The sequence below is a fragment of the Rhizobacter sp. P5_A1 genome (genome assembly GCF_056400745.1).
Map to the genome: position 1 here is coordinate 1 of NZ_JBFUKR010000017.1, position 16,755 is coordinate 16,755.

A 16,755-nucleotide genomic window follows, 5' to 3' on the forward strand; every position below is an offset into this window, starting at 1 on the left:
GCCGATCAGCCCCTTGATCTCCTTCGCCGCTTCGGCGCTGCGCTGCGCGAGGCTGCGCACCTCGCTGGCGACGACCGCGAAGCCGCGGCCCTGTTCGCCGGCGCGCGCCGCTTCGACCGCCGCATTCAGCGCGAGGATGTTGGTCTGGAACGCGATGCCGTCGATCACGCCGATGATGTCGGCGATCTTCTTCGAGCTCGCGTTGATGTCGTCCATCGTCGCGACGACCTGCGAGACCACCGCGCCGCCACGGGCGGCCACTTCGGCGGCCGAGCTCGCGAGCTGGTTCGCCTGGCGCGCCGAGTCGGCCGACTGTTTCACGGTGCCGGTCAGCTGCTCCATCGACGAGGCCGCCTGCTGCAGGTTCGACGCGGTCTGCTCGGTGCGGCTCGACAGGTCCTGGTTGCCGGTCGCGATCTCGCTGCTCGCGGTGCCGACGCTGTCCGACGACTGGCGCATCTGCCCGACCACGCGGCTCAGCGCGTCCTGCATCGTCGACAGCGCCGTCAGCAGGTGGGCGCCTTCGTCGCGGCCCTGCGTGTCGACGCCGCGGGTCGTCAGGTCGCCCTGCGCGATCGCGGTCGCGAGCTGCTCGGCGGCCACGATCGGGCGGCAGATCGACAGCATGTTCACCAGCGTCAGCGGCACGATCACGACGAGCGACAGCAAGCCGATCGCGCCGATCAGCGCCATCACCAGCGTCGCGGTGCGCTGCACCCGCACGGCGCTTGCATCGGCCTGCGCGTGGACGCGGCCCGCGAGTTCGGCGAGCGCCTTCTGCGCCTCGTCGTATTCAGGCTGTGCCTTGCCCATGAACGCCGCGGCGACGCGGGCCGAGTCGAAGCCCATGCCTTCGAGCTGCCGGGCGACCGGCAGGAACGCGGCGCGGAACTTGTCGAGGTGCGCCATCGCGCCCGCGAGCTGCTCGCGGTCGGCCGGCTCGGTCAGCGCGGGGGAGAGCGCCTTCGCCGTGGCCTCGACCCGCGCCATCGTCTTGACCCAGGCCTCCTTGGCCGCACCGGCCTCGACCGCGTTCTCGTACTGGATGATCATGTCCTTCTCGTGCGCGCGCAGCTCGGTCATCGCGGTGCGCAGCGCGGCGATCTCGGCGGTCGCGGCGAAATCGTTGCGGATGAACGATTCGCTGACGCTGCGCGAGTGGTACAGGCCGGCCACGCCGACGCCGCCGGTCGCGAGCAGCGCGAGCACGACGACGGCGATGGCGCCGAACATGCGGGTTCGAATCGTGAAACGGCGCATCAGCGCGATCGGGTTCATGCAGGGGGCCCGGGTTCGAGTGGATCGTCCGCGTCTTATCGACGCGCCCGGCCCCGGCTTGAGTCCGATCGCTCGTCCCCCGGGCTGGCTTGGGCCTCGGTCCGTCAGTCGAGCGGCGCCGGCCGCGTCACGCGGCGGTCGAGGCCGGCCTGCGTGTAGAAGTCGCGCTTGTCCTCGAACATGCGCTCGTCGGCGCGCGACACGGTCGACTCGAGCCGGTCGCCCTTCTGGGCCGTCGCGCAGCCCATCGCGAGGCTCAGCATCGCGCCGGGGTAGTACTGGTTGTTCAGCTCGATCAGCGAACGCACGCGCTCCAGCATCGCCTGCCCGGCGCGCTCGTCGGCGCCCGGCAGCAGCAGCACGAACTCGTCGCCGCCGATGCGCGCCGCGCAGCCCGGCTTGTCGACGGCCTTGCCGAGCACCTCGCCGGCGCGACGCAGCAGCGCGTCGCCGGCGGCGTGGCCGCTCTGGTCGTTGGTCGCCTTCAGCCGGTTCAGGTCGATCGCCGCGATCGTGACCGGCCACGGGCCCTTGCGTTCGAGGCGGTTCAGCTCGTCCTCGAAATACGCGCGGTTGCGCAGCTGCGTCAGCACGTCGTGCTTGCCGAGGTACTCGAGGTAGGCCTCGGCCTTCTTGCGCGCGGTGATGTCGATCAGCGCGACCTGCACCAGGCTCCAGTCGTGCTCGCAGCCGGGCAGCACCGAGAACTGCAGCAGCACGTTGATCAGCTCGCCGTCGAGCCGGTAGTTGATGACCTCGCGGTGCTGCATCAGCTTGCCGTGCCAGAGATCGATCAGCTGCTCGGTGAAGGGCGGCTGCATCTCGTCGCGGAAAACCTGGTCGAGGCTGCGCAGCAAGGTCGCCTTGTCGGGCGCATGGAACATCTCGAGCGTGCGCTGGTTCACGTCGATCACGCGGATCTCCTGCATGCAGCGCTCGACGAACTCCGGCGTGACCTGCGTGAAGACGCGAAAGTCGTCGATGCCGCGCGCGCGCAGGTCGTCGAGCAGGCGCTTGATCGCGCTGAAGTCTTCGACCCACAGCGAGACCGGCGAATCCTCGAACAGGCCGCGCGCGTAGCGCTCCGATTGCGCGAGACGCCCCTCGGCCCGCGTGCGCTCGGTGATGTTCTCGATCGCGACCAGCACGCGCGACCAGTCGGCGTGGTGGCCGGGCAGCACGCTGCCGTGCACGAGGATGTCGAGGCGCTCGCCGGCCAGGCTGTAGTTCACGGTCTGGCTCGAGAACGCGAGCTTGCCGTCCCACAGCACGACGAGCTCCTCGATGTGCGATTCGAGCATCGCGTCGCGGAACACGCGGTCGAGGTTCGCGACCAGCTGCGCGGTGTCGTCCGCGCCGAACAGCGTCAGCGTGCGCCGGTTCACCTTGACGACCTTCAGGCAGCGGCTGCACTCGGCGACGCGGCTGCGATCGGCGTTCAGGTGCGCGCGCAGGTCGGTCACGCCGGCGGCGCGCCAGGCCCCGAACAGCGCGTGCAACGCGCTGTAGTCTTCGAGCCAGAGCGAGACCGGCGCGAGCTCGAACATCTCCTCGTAATCGGTGGTCATGATGATTCGCGCATCAGCGCCTCGATCTCCTGCGCGGCCACCGGCACGCCGCGGCTGATCAGCTCGCAGCCGCGCTCGGTCACGACCGCGTCGTCCTCGATGCGGATGCCGATGTGCCAGAAGCGCTCCGGCACGCCGGCGGCCGGGCGCACGTACAGGCCGGGTTCGAGCGTCACGACCATGCCCGGCTGCAGCACGCGCGACGGCCTGGTCACGGCGGGGTTGCCGGCGCTGTCGATCTGCGGCCCCGGCGCTTCGCCGAGCGACAGGTACTCGCCGACGTCGTGCACGTCGCGCCCGAGCCAGTGGCCGGTGCCGTGCATGTAGAACTGGCGGTAGGCGGTCGATTCGATCGCGGCGTCGACATCGCCGACCGCGTTGCGGTCGAGCAGGCCGCTGTCGAGCATGCCCTGCGTCAGCACGCGCACCGCGGCGTGGTGCGCGTCGCGCTGGCGTGCGCCGGGACGCGTCGCATCGACGGCGGCCTGCTGCGCCGCGAGCACGATCTCGTAGAGCTCGCGCTGCGCCGGCGTGAAGCGGCCGTCGGCCGGGAAGGTGCGGGTGATGTCGCTCGCGTAGCCGTCGAGCTCGCAGCCGGCGTCGATCAGGCACAGCGCGCCGGCGTGCAGCTCGGCGTCGCTCGCCGCGTAGTGCAGCACGCAGGAGTTCGCGCCGGCCGCGACGATGCTCGGGTAGGCCGGGCTCTGCGCGCCGCGGCGCCGGAACTCATGCAGCAGCTCGGCCTCGATCTCGTACTCGCGCAGCGCACCGTTCGGCTCGGCCCGAAAGCGCGCGCCGCAGAAGCGCATCGCGCGCAGATGCGCATCGGCGCTGATCCGCGCGGCGCGGCGCATCGTCGCGAGCTCGTCCGCATCCTTGTGCAGGCGCATCTCGGCGACCAGCGGAGCGAGGTCGCGCTGCACGGTCGGGGCCTCCACGCCGGCGCGCGCGCGGCTGCGCAGCGTCGCGAGCCAGCCTTCGATGCGGCGCGCGACCGGCGCGCCCGCGCCGAACGGGAACCACACCGCCGGCTCGCCGGCCAGGCGCTCCAGCATCACGGCATCGAGCGTCTCGACATCGAAGGCCGCATCGACACCGAGCGCCGCCGGCGCGGCCTCGACGCCGAGGCGCAGCCCGTCCCAGATTTCCATCTCGGGGTTCTTCGCGCGGCAACCGAGCGCCGATTCGCCGCTCGCGTGCAGCACCAGCCAGGCGCCGGGCTCGTCGAAGCCGGTCAGGTAGTGGAACGAGCTGTCGTGACGATACGGGTGGTCGTTGTCGCTGTTGCGCTGCCGCTCGGGCGCGGTCGGGATCACCGCGATGCCGCCGCCGGCTGCGCGCAGCGCCTGCGCGAGCCGCGCGCGCCGGTCGATGCACGCAGAGGAAGCGGAGGATGAAGCCATGCCCGAACTGTAGCCGCGCGCCGCGCCGCTGCAGGCCGCGCGCGCTTCGGCTACGCTCGCGGCCTTCTCGAACGAACCTCAAGGCGAACATGCAATATCGACGGCTCGGCCGCAGCGGCCTGCAGGTGAGCGAACTCTCGCTCGGCTCCTGGGTCACGTACCACAACCAGGTCGACACCGGCGCTGCGACCGAGATGCTCGCCGCCGCGATGGACGCCGGCGTCAACTTCTTCGACAACGCCGAGGCCTACGCGAGCGGCCAGAGCGAGACCGTGATGGGCCAGGCCTTCAAGGCGCTGAAGTGGCCGCGGCTGAACTTCATCGTCTCGACCAAGTTCTACTGGGGCCTCGCCGACGCCGCGGCGAACCCGGTGAATCGCCGCAACACGCTGAACCGCAAGTACCTGATGCAGGCGATCGACGGCTCGCTGCAGCGCATGGGGCTGGACTTCATCGACCTCGTGTACTGCCACCGCCCCGATCCGGCCACGCCGATCGACGAGACGGTGCGCGCGATGAGCGACATGATCACGCAGGGCAAGGCGCTGTACTGGGGCACCAGCGAATGGTCGGCGGCCGAGATCCGCGCCGCCTGGGACATCGCCGACCGCCATCACCTGCACAAGCCGGTGATGGAGCAGCCGCAGTACCACCTGTTCCATCGCAAGCGCGTCGAGCAGGAGTACGCGCGGCTCTACGACGACATCGGCATCGGCCTGACGACCTGGAGCCCGCTCGCCAGCGGCCTGCTGACCGGCAAGTACAAGGACGGCATCCCGCCCGGCAGCCGCGGCGCGATGGAGAGCATGGGCTTCCTCGCGACCAGCCTGGCCGACGAGCGCAAGCGCGCGGCGGTCGTTCAGCTCGAAGGCATCGCGGCGGAGCTGGGTTGCACGGTCGCGCAACTCGCGATCGCGTGGGTCGCGAAGAACCCGCGCGTCAGCACCGTGATCACCGGCGCGTCGAAGATGGCGCAATTGCGCGCGAACCTCGGCGCGGTCGACGTGATCGCGCAGCTGACGCCCGAGGTGATGAGCCGGGTCGACGCGATCAGCGCGCCGATCGCGCTGTAGCGGCGACCGCCGGCTCCGGTGTCAGCGCGCCGGCTTGTCGCGCCTGCGCACGAACCACCAGCCGGCGCAGGCCGCGGCGGCCAGCCCGCCGAACCGCAGCAGGCGACGCGGCCAAGGACCGTGCCCGCGCAACAGCGGCGACGCGCTGCCGAGCAGCGCGGCGGCGACGCGGTAGCGCCGCAGCAGCGACAGCGCCAGCGCGACCCAGCCGGCTCGCCCGGCCGGCCCGCCGGCGCCGAACAGCGACCGGCCGAGGCCGCCGCCACCGAACAGGCCACGCAACAGGTTCGGCACGCGCGCGGCCCGGTTCACCTGTGCCAGCTCGCGCGCCAGTTCGCTGCGCTCGAACGCGATGCGCGTCAGCAGCACCTGCTTGCGCGCATGTCGATCGATCGTGATCACGGTGGGTCTCCACGCAGCATCGCCGCGTCAGTGCGCAATTCGGCGAGCGTGTCGGCGAGCAGCGGCGGCTCGCGCAGTGCCCGGGCGCGCAGCCACCACAGCAGCCCGGCGCCGGCCAGGCCGTAGGCCAGCGCGATCCAGCCGAGCACGGCGTGGCCGAGCGTCGACCACAGGGCCACCGCGACCCAGGCCGACAGCGCGACGATCGCACCGCCCAGCAGCAGCACCGCCGCGAAGCTCGCGACGATCGCGAAGACGAGGCGCTCGCCCGCTTCGCCGACTTCGATGCTGGCGAGCTCGAGCCGGTTCTGCAGCATGCCGAACAGGCTGCTGCCGACGCGCGCGACCGCCTCGAGCAGGCCCGGTTCGTCGCGGCTCATGGGATGCGATTCAACGACGCGCGATCAGCAGCCCGATGACGACGCCGACGCTGGCGGCGGCGACGATCGAACGCCACGGGTTCTCGTGCACGTAGTCGTCGGTCGCGTAGGCGGCTTCCTTGCCCTTCTTCAGCGCGGTGGCCTGCACGTCCTTCATGCGCGCCTGCAGCGCCTTCAGCTGTTCCAGCGCCCGGGCGCGCAGCTCGGCCGCCTTCTCGCCGGTCGCGTTCGCCGCTTGCGTGAGCATGTCTTCGGCGCCGGCGATGGCCTGGTTGACGTCGGACTGGAGGTCGTCGGCGAGGGTTGAGGGGGTGGATTTGGCGTTCATCGGAAGTCCTTCGGTCGGTGGCGCAGGCATCAAGGCCCAGCCGCTGCGCTCGGTGCGGCTGGCCCGGGAGAGTGACCCAACGGCAGGCAATCCACGTGCCGCGCTCTCATGCCCACCTGGCGCGGCTTCGCTGTGAACATCATAGTGCGGGATGCAGAGGCTGAGAGGCCATCGGATGCACCCGCGCCGGGGTGGCGCAGGGCGCTGGGGTAGGCGCGACGCGAAGCCCAGGCTCGCGCCTGGGCGAGTGGCGCAACGCCCCCCAGCGCCCTGCGCCACCCCGGCCCGAAGGGTGAGGCCATAAAACAGGCCCACTCGTCGTTGCAAATGCTCGCCGGGGCCCAACCCCGGCTGCGCTTTGCGCCTAGATTGGGCCTGTTTTGTGGCCTCACGCGGGTGCATCCGATGGCCTCTCAGCCTCTCAGCGCCTGAAGCTGCGCGGGCGTGCCGACGTTCGCCCACTCGCCGCGGTAGACCTCGACCGTGATGCGCCGCGCGCGCATGCCATCGAACAGCCGCGGGCCGAGCGCCGCGCGCGTGCCCGGCGCGACGCCGGCGACGAGCGCGGCGCGGCACAGCGCGAGGTTCGCGTAGGTCCACATGCGGCCGTCCGGGCCGGGGCCGTCGGCCACGCCGTGGCCGTCGGCCGCGAGGCCGAAGTCGCCCTTCGGGTGGAACGGCGGGTTCGGGACGAGCCACAGGTGCGCGTGCAGGTCGCTCCGCGCGAAGCGTTCGACCGCCTCGCCCGAGAAGCCGAACGCGGGCGCGTAGATGTCGCCGGAGACGACCCAGAACGGATCGTCCGCGTGGTCGATCAGCAGCGGCAGCGCGTTCGCGATGCCGCCGGCGGTCTCGAGCGCGGCACCGAAGTCGCGGCCTTCCATCGCGTAGCGGATCGCGACGCCGAAGCGCGCGCCGTCGCCGAGCGCCGCGACGATCCGGTCCTCGAGCCAGGCCGTGTTGACGACGATCTCGCGCACGCCGGCCCGCGCCAGCGCCTCGACGTGCCATTCGATCAGCGGCTTGCCGCGCACCGGCAGCAGCGGCTTCGGCGTGTGGTCGGTCAGCGGGCGCATGCGCTCGCCGCGCCCGGCGGCCAGGATGATCGCTTTCATGAGACTCGTTCCTTGGCGCCGCGCTCGATCGCGTGGCGTTCGACCCGCCCCGGCGCGAACCCCGCGAGCAGCGACGCGAGCAGCGCCTGCGCGCGCGCCGAGTTGTCGACCCCGAAGTTGCAGACGTACACGTCGAGCGTGACCGACGCGATCTCGGGCCAGGTGTGCACCGCGAGGTGCGACTCGGCCAGCAGCACGACCCCGGTGATGCCGACCGGCGCATCGCGGCGCGCGCCCGGCGCCGGCGCGAAGCGGTGGAACAGCTCGCCGACCGGCTGCAGTCCCGCCGCCTGCACCGAGCGCAGGCACAGCGCGCGCAGCGCGTCGGGCTCGGTCATCGCCGCGCGGTCGACAGGGCAGTCGCGCAGGTCGGCGGTCAGGTGCAGTCCATGCATCGCGCGAATTATCCGGGCCGCGGGGCGTCGCCGGCCGCCCCTAAAATGGCCGGCTCCCCGCCCACCTCGAACCCGGACCCGCATGGCCACCACGACCCCCACCTCGAACGCGACGCTGATGGCCAACTCGATTCGCGCGCTCGCGATGGACGCGGTACAGCAGGCCAACTCCGGCCATCCGGGCGCGCCGATGGGCATGGCCGACATGGCCGTCGCGCTGTGGGGCCGGCACCTGCGCCACAACCCCGGCAACCCGCAGTGGGCCAACCGCGACCGCTTCGTGCTCAGCAACGGCCACGCGTCGATGATCCTGTACGCGCTGCTGCACCTGACCGGCTACGACCTGCCGATGAGCGAGCTGCGCAACTTCCGCCAGCTGCACAGCAAGACGCCGGGCCACCCCGAGCACGGCCTGACGCCGGGCGTCGAGACCACGACCGGGCCGCTCGGCCAGGGCTTCGCGAACGCCGTCGGCATGGCGCTGGCCGAGAAGCTGCTGGCCAAGGAGTTCAACCGCGACGGGCACCGAATCGTCGACCACCACACCTATGTGTTCATGGGCGACGGCTGCATGATGGAGGGCGTCAGCCATGAGGCCGCCGCGCTCGCCGCGGCCTGGAAGCTCGGCAAGCTGGTTGCGCTGTACGACGACAACGGCATCTCGATCGACGGCCAGGTCGAGCCCTGGTTCGTCGACAACACGCCGGAGCGCTTCCGCGCCTACGGCTGGAACGTGATCGCCGATGTCGACGGCCACGATGCCGATGCGGTCGATGCGGCGATCCGCGAGGCGCTCGCGGAGGGCGGCGGCAGCGCGCCGGGCGGCGGCAGGCCGACGCTGATCTGCTGCAAGACGATGATCGGGCAGGGCTCGCCGAACCGCGCCGGCACCGCGAAGGCGCACGGCGAGGCGCTCGGCGCCGACGAGATCAAGCTGACCCGCGCCGCGCTCGGCTGGAACGGCGAGCCGTTCGTGATCCCCGAAGCGTCGTATTCGCTGTGGGACGCGCGCCGCCAGGGCCTCGCCGACGAGACCGCCTGGGTCGACGCGTTCGCCGCGTACGCGAAGGCCTACCCCGAGCTCGCGGTCGAGTTCGCGCGGCGCAGCGACAACGAGCTGCCGAAAGGCTGGTCGCAGACCGTCGTCGATGCCGCGGTCGCGGCGCAGGCCAAGGCCGAGACGGTCGCGAGCCGCAAGGCCAGCTGGCTCGCGCTCGAGGCCTTCACGAAAGCGCTGCCCGAGATGCTCGGCGGCAGCGCCGACCTGACCGGCTCGAACCTGACCAACACCAGCAGCACGGTGCCGTTCCGCCTCGCCGGCGACGGCAGCAGCAACGGCGGGCGCCACATCAACTACGGCGTGCGCGAGTTCGGCATGGCCGCGGTGATGAACGGCATCGGGCTGCACGGCGGGTTGATCCCGTACGGCGGCACCTTCCTGACCTTCAGCGACTACAGCCGCAACGCGATCCGCATGGCCGCGCTGATGAAGCAGCGCGTGATCCACGTCTTCACGCACGACAGCATCGGCCTCGGCGAAGACGGCCCGACGCACCAGAGCATCGAGCACGCGGCCTCGCTGCGGCTGATCCCGGGGCTGGATGTCTGGCGCCCCTGCGACACCGCCGAGACCGTGATCGCGTGGGCCTGCGCGATCGAGAACAAGGGGCGCCCGAGCGCGCTGCTGCTGTCGCGCCAGAACCTGCCGTATGCGCCGAAGAAGTCGCTCGACGGCATCTCGAAAGGCGCCTACGTGCTGGCCGAGCCGAGCGAGGTCGGGCTGAAGAAGAAGGCGCAGGCGGTGATCATCGCGACCGGCTCCGAGGTGCAGCTCGCGCTGCATGCGCAGCAGGAGCTTGCGAAAAGCGGCATCGCGGTGACGGTCGTCTCGATGCCGTCGACGACGGTGTTCGATCGCCAGCCGGACGCTTACAAGGTCAGCGTGCTGCCGAAGGGCGTGCCGCGCATCGCGGTCGAGATGGGCGCGACGGCCGGCTGGTGGAAATACGGCTGCGCCGCCGTCGTCGGCATCGACACCTACGGCGAATCGGCGCCGGCGCCGGCGCTGTTCAAGTATTTCGGCTTCACACCGGAGAACGTGGTCGCGACGGTGCGCAAGGTCCTGGGTCGCTGAGGCGACGACTTTCCGCCCATGTGCGTCGTCCTGCGGCTTCTCTTCGGCGCGATGCTCGCGGGGCTCGCCGTCGCGAACGTGCAGGCGCAGTCGGACGGCGAACTGACCTTGCTGCCGGCCGACTCGGCGCTCGGCTGCCTGGACACGGGCGCTGGCACGCGGCCGACCTACCCCGAGCGTGAGGCCGCGCTGAAGACCGGAGCCGTCGTTCGAGTCCGCCTCACCTTCGTCGCGCCCGACAAGCCACCCAAGGTCGAAACGACCTTCAATTCGGGCGGCGACGACGTGTTTGTCGACGTGGTCAGGTCCTTCGTGAAGGGGTATCGCCTGCCGTGCATGGCGCCTGGTGCAGGGCCGGTGACGGGCGTGCAGGAGTTCCAGTTCGTCCCCGACGACGGGCGCAAGGTGATCTACGCCGCGCCGCGAGACGATCCTCACCCGAAGGCGGCGGTGGCGCTGCGTTGCGTGACGGGCGCGCGTCCTCCCGAATACCCGCGCTCGTTCGGGCAGCCCCCCGAAGGCACCGTGGTCGTCAAGATGAAGTTCGTCGATGGCGCGTCGCCCCCGCAGCCCACGGTGCTGTTCGACGGCGGGAGCGGCCGCCTTGCTGCGGCCGTGCTGAGGGCTGTCGAGCAGTACAGAATGCCGTGTCTGAACGCTTCGGACCCGTCGTTGACCGCGATGCAGGCGTTCACGTTCGTCATGAGCGACTCGATGCGATACACCTTGAAGGACGTGCCCCTGCGTCAGTTCGTGGCCGCGGTCGACAAGCTCGAACAGCACCCGGTGCGCTTCGACTTCTCGACGATGGGCTGCCCCTTCGACGTTCGGCTGCGCCTGTTTCAGCCGCACACAGCCAACCAGGTCGGCGAGGTGGAACGATCGGACCCGAACCGCCGAGAATTCATCGAGTGGCTGCGCATCGTCTCGCTGAAGCTGCCGCGCGACGCGGCGCGTCAGGTCATCGGTCAGTCGATCACGATCTCGGTGCCCTGCGGCACCATCGATCTGACCTAGTTTTCGTCTTTACCAAGGAGAGAGTTCCGTGACCATCAAGATCGGCATCAACGGCTTCGGCCGCATCGGGCGCATGGTGTTCCGTGCCGCGATCCAGAACTTCGGCGAGGTCGAGGTCGTCGGCATCAACGACCTGCTCGAGCCCGAGTACCTCGCCTACATGCTGCAGTACGACTCGGTGCACGGCCGCTTCAAGGGCAGCATCGCGGTCGACGGCAACACGCTGATCGTCAACGGCAAGAAGATCCGGCTGACGCAGGAGCGCGATCCGGCGAACCTGAAGTGGGCCGAGGTCGGCGCCGACATCGTCGTCGAATCGACCGGCCTGTTCCTGACCAAGGAGACCGCCGAGAAGCACCTCGCGGCCGGCGCGAAGAAGGTCATTCTTTCGGCGCCCTCGAAGGACGACACGCCGATGTTCGTCTACGGCGTCAACGACACGAGCTACGCCGGCCAGGCGATCATCTCGAACGCCTCGTGCACGACGAACTGCCTGGCGCCGGTCGCGAAGGTGCTGAACGACAAGTGGGGCATCAAGCGCGGCCTGATGACGACCGTGCACGCGACGACCGCGACGCAGAAGACCGTCGACGGCCCGAGCAACAAGGATTGGCGCGGCGGCCGCGGCATTCTCGAGAACATCATCCCGTCGTCGACCGGTGCCGCGAAGGCGGTCGGCGTCGTGATCCCGGCGCTGAACAAGAAGCTGACCGGCATGTCGTTCCGCGTGCCGACCTCGGATGTCTCGGTGATCGATCTGACCGTCGAGCTCGTCAAGGAGGCGAGCTACCAGGAGATCTGCGCCGAGATGAAGGCGCAGTCCGAGGGGGCCATGAAGGGCGTGCTCGGCTACACCGAAGACAAGGTCGTCTCGACCGATTTCCGCGGCGAGGCGATGACCTCGGTGTTCGACGCCGAGGCCGGCATCGCGCTCGACAGCACCTTCGTGAAGGTCGTCGCCTGGTACGACAACGAATGGGGCTACTCGAACAAGATCCTCGAGATGGTGCGGGTGATCGCGAAGTAGGGCGCTGCGGCGCCGGACCACAAAAAACGCGCCCTCGGGCGCGTTTTTTTGTGTGGGATCGCCCGATGTACTCATCGGGCGAGGGGCAGACATCAGCTCAGCGCCAGTGGCGGTGGTAGCCGCCGTAGTAGCCGAAGCCGATGCCGATCACCGGTGCCGGGTAGTAGATCGGCGACGGCGCGTAGTACACCGGCCGCGGCAGCGGCTCGTAGTACGCGGGCTGCGCGTCGTAATAGGCCGGTGGCGAAGCCGGCACCGCGGCGCTGTCGTAGGCCGGGACCGGCAGCGCGTTCGACGCGCCATCCGCCGGCTGCACGCTGACCGCGAAACGCTGGCCCGGATCGCGCGCCATGCGCGTGCTGTAACGCTGGCCGGCGTACTCGTACATCACGTCGTAGCCGACCGTGCGGTTCTCGTAGCGGCTGACCAGCTGGCAGCGTTGCACCGGCACCTCGCTGACCGGGTTCGAGTTGGCCTCGACCTGGTTGCCGATCGTCGAGCCGGCGACCGCGCCGATGCCGGTCGCGGCCGCGCGCCCGAAGCCGCTGCCGATGCTGTTGCCGATCACGCCGCCGGCGATCGCGCCGATCAGCGCGCCGGCACCGCTCGGCGCCTGCTGCACGTACTGGCGCTCCTGGCTGCAGACCTGGCGCGGCACCGCGACCGGCACGGTGATCGGGGTCGACGAGATGACGCTCGCATAGTCGGCCGCGAAGGCCGATGGTCCGGCCGCGGCGCCCAGCACCACGACGAGCGCCAGCGCCGGCCGGAACGGACGAGACGGATGAAACGGAGGTAACGCTGCACGCATTTCTTGCTCCCGGCGGATCGGCGATCCACCTGCGGCGAGAGGATACGCCGGCACCGATTTCCCGTGCAGGGTCGTGGCGTAAAGAAGCATGGCGCCGTGCTCCGCCTATGATCGCGCCTGCGGCGAACGCCCCGACGGACTGGCTTGACATTTCTTTTCGATCGGACGCGCCACAGCAATCGTCTTGCTTCACCCCGCGGGCCCAATCGGCTGCCCGCGCCGCGAGCCGGGCATTCGGACATCATTCAAAGGCAAGGATTCGAGACGTGAAGAACTTCAGGTGGTGGCCGGTGATCGGCATGGCGGCAGCGGCGGTCTTGTCGGCTTGCGGCAGTGGCGGCGATTCGTCGTCGAGCGCGAATGTGCGCATCGCGAACGCGACGCTCACCCATGCTTCGATCGACCTGCTGACGAATGCCACGGTCGCGGCCCCGGCGGTCGCCGCCGATACCGTCAGCGCCTACGTCGCGCCGGCCAGCGGCAGCGTCACGCTGCAGGTCAACGATGCCGGCGGGTCCACCGCGCTCGTCACGATCGCGCCCACGCTGACCGGGGGCAACCACTACACCGTGGTCGCCTACGAATCCGGCGGTGCGGTGAAGACCGCGGTGATCAGCGAGGACATCACCCTGCCAGCGGCGGGCGTGACCACCTTGCGCATCTACGACGCGGCCATCGAGGCCGGCGCGCTCGACGTGTACGTCACGACCGGCGCCTGCACGACAGCCAACCTCACGGCCCTCTCGCCGACCACGAGCTTCGGCGTTCTCACTGCAGCGTCCGCGGTCTCGTTGACGCAGGGCGCCGGCACCTACAACGTGTGCGCCGCTGCCTCCGGCAGCAAGACCGACATTCGCATGAGCCTGCCGATCACGATCGCTGGCCAGACCGTCGCTACCGTGCTGATGACCCCTGCCTCGGGCGGCGCGCTGCTCAATGGCGCGCTGCTGACCCAGCAGGGTGCCTACGCTGCGGTGCGCAACACCAACGCGCGCGTGCGCCTGGCCGCCGCGGTCTCCGCCGGCACGGCCGTGGCGGCTTCGGTGGTCAACACGGCCGGAACCGTTCAAGTTGGCAGCGGCGTCGCGCCGGCGTTCGGCTTCTACGCGCTGGTGCCGGCGACCGGCTCGGTGAATGTCACGGTCGCCGGCAGCTCGGTTCAGCTGGCCAGCGGCGCGCTGGTCGCGGGCGGCGACGCGACGTTGCTGGTCTCCGGCAGCCCGGCCACGGCCACGCTGATCGCCGACGACAACCGTCCGCCGGCCAGTACGACCGCGACCAAGCTGCGGCTGATCAACGGTGTCACCGGCGCCGTCGGCACGCTGACCTTGACAGCCAACTCGTCGCCGGTCGGCATCGACATCGCGGCAGGCGCGGCCTCCAGCTACCAGTCGCTGATCGGCACCACCAACAACGCCGGAACCGCCAACACATTCAGCTTCGGGCTGACGTCTTCGCTGGCCGGTCCGTTGACCCTGACGCCGGCCAGCATGACTGGCACCGTCAACTCGAACGCGACCTACAGCATCCTGGCCGTCGGCGATGTCGCGGCGCAGCCGCTGCAGTTGTTGATCCGGTAAGCGTTCGATAAGGGCTGTGTTTCCGTGCGTTCTCGCACGGCTGCATCGCCCTCGTGGGCCTCTACACTGAGCGCGTGGTCCCGCTCTCCCGCGCATCGGCGCGGGGCAACCGACAGGCGCCCATCCGGCGCCTGTTTTTCAATGTGAGTCGCGCATGAAGCCCTTGTCCCACCGCCGCCGTCCTGCCTGGGCTGTCTGTCTGCTGGCGCTGGTGTGTGTGGGTGCCACGGCCGCGCTGCCGGGCGCGGTCGCCGAGCGCGAGCCGGCGCGGCGTGCGTTGCCGGTGGCGCGCGCCGAGACCGAGGCGCGGGTCATCGTCAAGTACAAGGCCGAGTCGACGCTGATGCGCGCGCTCGCTGCCAGCAGCGGCGCCGCCGCCGCGCCGCAGCATGCGCAGGCGCTGTCGGCGCGGCTCGGCCTGGCCTTGCGCGACGGCCGACCGATCGGCGCGCACGCGCAGGTCGTGAAGGGCCAGGGGTTGAGCTCGCGCGAGCTGGCCGATCGGCTCGCGGCGCAGGCCGATGTCGACTATGCGGAGGTCGACGAGCGCAAGTACGCGCTCGCGGCGCCGAACGACCCGCGCTACGCGAACAACCAGACCAGCGTGACGCCCGCCACCGGCCAGTGGTACCTGCGCGCGCCGACCAGCGAGACGATCGTCAACGCGACCAGCGTCGTCTCGGCGATCGATGCCGAAGCCGCGTGGGCCATCACGACCGGCAGCAGCGCCATCGTCGTCGCCGTGCTCGACACCGGCGTGCGCTTCGATCATCCCGATCTGGCGTCGAAGCTGCTGCCCGGGTACGACTTCGTCGGCGGCAGCGGAACCACCACCAGCATTGCGACAGCCAACGACGGCGATGGACGCGATGCCGACGCTTCCGATCCGGGGGACTGGATCACCGCGACCGAGACGAACACCGTGGGCGGGCAGTTCTACGGCTGCGGAGATCTCGACTCGAACAAGAAGCCCACGTTGAAGGCCGACAGCAGCTGGCACGGCACGCAGACGGCCGGGTTGATCGGTGCCGCGACGAACAACGGCATCGGCATGGCCAGCGCCGGCCGCGACGTGATGCTGCTGCCGCTGCGCGTGCTCGGCAAGTGCGGCGGCTACGACTCCGACATCCAGGCCGCGATGCTCTGGGCCGCCGGCATCAGCACGGTGCCGACGGCGAACCCGAACCCCGCCAAGGTCGTGAACATGAGCCTGGGTTCGACGGCGGCCTGCACCCAGTCGTACAAGGACGTGGTCGCGCAGCTGACCGCGAAGGGCGTCGTCGTCGTCGCCGCCGCCGGCAACGATGGGCTCAAGGTTGGCAGCCCGGCAAGCTGCACCGGCGTGATCGCGGTGGCCGGGCTGCGCCATGCCGGCACCAAGGTCGGCTATTCCGACCTCGGTCCCGAGGTCGCGATCGCCGCGCCGGCCGGCAACTGCGTCAACGGGACAGGGCCCTGCCTGTTTCCGCTGCTGGCGACGACCAACAAGGGCACGACGACGCCTGTATCGAATTCCTCTGGCGGATCAATTTACACCGGCGATGGCAGCGACGGCGTCAACCCATCTCTCGGCACCAGCTTCTCGGCACCTCTTGTCTCAGGCACGGTCGGACTGATGCTGTCGGCGAACCCGTCGCTGACGCCGGCGCAGGTGCTTTCGTACCTCAAGTCGAGCGCGCGTGCGTTCCCGACGACCGGCGCGGGCGCCGGCATCTCGGCCTGCACCGCGCCGAGCGCGACCGCGCAGGACACCGAGTGCTACTGCACGACCAGCACCTGCGGGGCCGGCATGCTCGATGCCGGCAAGGCGGTCGCGGCGGTCGCGGTCGCGAGCGCGAACATCGGCGTCGCGTCGACCGCAGCGACCACCGGCACCGCCGTCGCGCTCGACGGCTCCGCCTCGCGTGCGGCGTACGGCGAGTCGATCAGCAGTTATCTGTGGGAGATCAGTTCCGGCGCGGCCACGTTCACGACCGCGACGAACGCGGCGACCGCGACGCTGCTGCCGAGCGCTGCCGGCACGGTCATTGTCAAGCTGACCATCACCGACAGTGCCGGCCACAGCGCGAGCAGCAGCGTCACGTTGACCGTCGCAGCGGCGCCGTCGGTCACGCCGACGCCGTCGAGCTCGGGCGGCGGTGGCGCGCTGGCCTGGGGCTGGCTGCTCGGCTGGCTGGCCGCCGTGATCGGCGTCCGCGCCGTCACGCCGCGGCGCGGCCGCGTGCGCGGCTGACGGGGCCGGCG

Annotated in this window: 15 protein-coding genes; 6 read left to right on the forward strand and 9 right to left on the reverse strand. The window is 70.4% G+C overall.

Annotated features, from left to right (window positions below; all coding sequences use genetic code 11):
- From AC1DTW_RS18085 to AC1DTW_RS18095, 3 genes are all read right to left on the reverse strand, one after another.
- Window positions 1-1,278: methyl-accepting chemotaxis protein (locus AC1DTW_RS18085; RefSeq protein ID WP_477982703.1), on the reverse strand; the 1,278-nt coding region annotated here is incomplete at its 3' end.
- A gap of 104 nt (window positions 1,279-1,382) precedes the next feature.
- Window positions 1,383-2,846, reverse strand: a complete 1,464-nt coding sequence (locus tag AC1DTW_RS18090) for a sensor domain-containing diguanylate cyclase (RefSeq protein ID WP_477982704.1) — start codon at window positions 2,844-2,846, stop codon at window positions 1,383-1,385.
- Window positions 2,843-4,249, reverse strand: a complete 1,407-nt coding sequence (locus AC1DTW_RS18095) for an aminopeptidase P N-terminal domain-containing protein (protein ID WP_477982705.1) — start codon at window positions 4,247-4,249, stop codon at window positions 2,843-2,845. Before AC1DTW_RS18095 ends, AC1DTW_RS18090 begins: the two co-directional genes overlap by 4 nt.
- 89 nt (window positions 4,250-4,338) lie before the next feature.
- Here AC1DTW_RS18095 and AC1DTW_RS18100 point away from each other — a divergent pair, with 89 nt between their 5' ends.
- Complete coding sequence (locus tag AC1DTW_RS18100; protein WP_477982706.1) at window positions 4,339-5,322, forward strand: potassium channel beta subunit family protein; 984 nt, start codon at window positions 4,339-4,341, stop codon at window positions 5,320-5,322.
- 21 nt (window positions 5,323-5,343) lie between these two features.
- Here AC1DTW_RS18100 and AC1DTW_RS18105 read toward each other — a convergent pair whose 3' ends face one another.
- From AC1DTW_RS18105 to AC1DTW_RS18125, 5 genes are all read right to left on the reverse strand, one after another.
- Entirely contained in the window at window positions 5,344-5,724 is a 381-nt protein-coding gene (locus tag AC1DTW_RS18105) for a hypothetical protein (RefSeq protein ID WP_477982707.1), read from the reverse strand.
- A complete protein-coding gene (locus AC1DTW_RS18110; protein ID WP_477982708.1) occupies window positions 5,721-6,104 on the reverse strand; it encodes a phage holin family protein in 384 nt (127 codons plus the stop codon). The genes AC1DTW_RS18105 and AC1DTW_RS18110 overlap by 4 nt, the downstream gene beginning before the upstream one ends.
- Before the next feature lie 10 nt (window positions 6,105-6,114).
- Window positions 6,115-6,432, reverse strand: coding sequence for an ElaB/YgaM/YqjD family protein (locus AC1DTW_RS18115; RefSeq protein WP_477982709.1), 318 nt, complete (start codon window positions 6,430-6,432; stop codon window positions 6,115-6,117).
- A gap of 413 nt (window positions 6,433-6,845) precedes the next feature.
- Window positions 6,846-7,547, reverse strand: a complete 702-nt coding sequence (murU, locus tag AC1DTW_RS18120; protein WP_477982710.1) for an N-acetylmuramate alpha-1-phosphate uridylyltransferase MurU — start codon at window positions 7,545-7,547, stop codon at window positions 6,846-6,848.
- The gene (locus tag AC1DTW_RS18125) at window positions 7,544-7,942 is read right to left on the reverse strand and encodes an S-adenosylmethionine decarboxylase family protein (RefSeq protein ID WP_477982711.1); all 399 of its coding nucleotides are present in this window, start codon (window positions 7,940-7,942) and stop codon (window positions 7,544-7,546) included. The genes murU and AC1DTW_RS18125 overlap by 4 nt, the downstream gene beginning before the upstream one ends.
- 82 nt (window positions 7,943-8,024) lie before the next feature.
- Between AC1DTW_RS18125 and tkt the strand changes: the two genes are divergently transcribed.
- The 3 genes from tkt (at window position 8,025) to gap (ending at window position 12,120) form a co-directional block, all read left to right on the forward strand.
- Complete coding sequence (gene tkt, locus AC1DTW_RS18130) at window positions 8,025-10,076, forward strand: transketolase (protein WP_477982712.1); 2,052 nt, start codon at window positions 8,025-8,027, stop codon at window positions 10,074-10,076.
- 108 nt (window positions 10,077-10,184) lie between these two features.
- On the forward strand, window positions 10,185-11,093 hold the full coding sequence (locus tag AC1DTW_RS18135) for a hypothetical protein (protein WP_477982713.1): 909 nt from the start codon (window positions 10,185-10,187) through the stop codon (window positions 11,091-11,093).
- A gap of 28 nt (window positions 11,094-11,121) precedes the next feature.
- Window positions 11,122-12,120 carry a type I glyceraldehyde-3-phosphate dehydrogenase gene (gene gap / locus AC1DTW_RS18140; RefSeq protein ID WP_477982714.1) on the forward strand — a complete coding sequence of 333 codons (999 nt, stop codon included), beginning with the start codon at window positions 11,122-11,124 and terminating at the stop codon, window positions 12,118-12,120.
- Window positions 12,121-12,217: 97 nt separating this feature from the next.
- Here gap and AC1DTW_RS18145 read toward each other — a convergent pair whose 3' ends face one another.
- Window positions 12,218-12,931, reverse strand: a complete 714-nt coding sequence (locus AC1DTW_RS18145; RefSeq protein WP_477982715.1) for a glycine zipper 2TM domain-containing protein — start codon at window positions 12,929-12,931, stop codon at window positions 12,218-12,220.
- 266 nt (window positions 12,932-13,197) lie between these two features.
- On the opposite strand from AC1DTW_RS18145, the gene AC1DTW_RS18150 reads away from it, so the two are divergent.
- A complete protein-coding gene (locus tag AC1DTW_RS18150) occupies window positions 13,198-14,511 on the forward strand; it encodes a DUF4397 domain-containing protein (RefSeq protein ID WP_477982716.1) in 1,314 nt (437 codons plus the stop codon).
- Window positions 14,512-14,665: 154 nt separating this feature from the next.
- On the forward strand, window positions 14,666-16,744 hold the full coding sequence (locus AC1DTW_RS18155) for a S8 family serine peptidase (protein WP_477982717.1): 2,079 nt from the start codon (window positions 14,666-14,668) through the stop codon (window positions 16,742-16,744).
- Window positions 16,745-16,755: the final 11 nt, after the last annotated feature.

Bases quoted from the DNA above. Each gene is read 5' to 3' on its own strand.
- AC1DTW_RS18155 (WP_477982717.1), top strand. From the start codon at position 14,666: ATGAAGCCCTTGTCCCACCGCCGCCGTCCTGCCTGGGCTGTCTGTCTG.
- AC1DTW_RS18095 (WP_477982705.1), bottom strand. From the start codon at position 4,249: ATGGCTTCATCCTCCGCTTCCTCTGCGTGCATCGACCGGCGCGCGCGG.
- AC1DTW_RS18100 (WP_477982706.1), top strand. From the start codon at position 4,339: ATGCAATATCGACGGCTCGGCCGCAGCGGCCTGCAGGTGAGCGAACTC.
- tkt (WP_477982712.1), top strand. From the start codon at position 8,025: ATGGCCACCACGACCCCCACCTCGAACGCGACGCTGATGGCCAACTCG.
- murU (WP_477982710.1), bottom strand. From the start codon at position 7,547: ATGAAAGCGATCATCCTGGCCGCCGGGCGCGGCGAGCGCATGCGCCCG.
- AC1DTW_RS18145 (WP_477982715.1), bottom strand. From the start codon at position 12,931: ATGCGTGCAGCGTTACCTCCGTTTCATCCGTCTCGTCCGTTCCGGCCG.
- AC1DTW_RS18090 (WP_477982704.1), bottom strand. From the start codon at position 2,846: ATGACCACCGATTACGAGGAGATGTTCGAGCTCGCGCCGGTCTCGCTC.
- AC1DTW_RS18110 (WP_477982708.1), bottom strand. From the start codon at position 6,104: ATGAGCCGCGACGAACCGGGCCTGCTCGAGGCGGTCGCGCGCGTCGGC.
- AC1DTW_RS18115 (WP_477982709.1), bottom strand. From the start codon at position 6,432: ATGAACGCCAAATCCACCCCCTCAACCCTCGCCGACGACCTCCAGTCC.
- AC1DTW_RS18125 (WP_477982711.1), bottom strand. From the start codon at position 7,942: ATGCATGGACTGCACCTGACCGCCGACCTGCGCGACTGCCCTGTCGAC.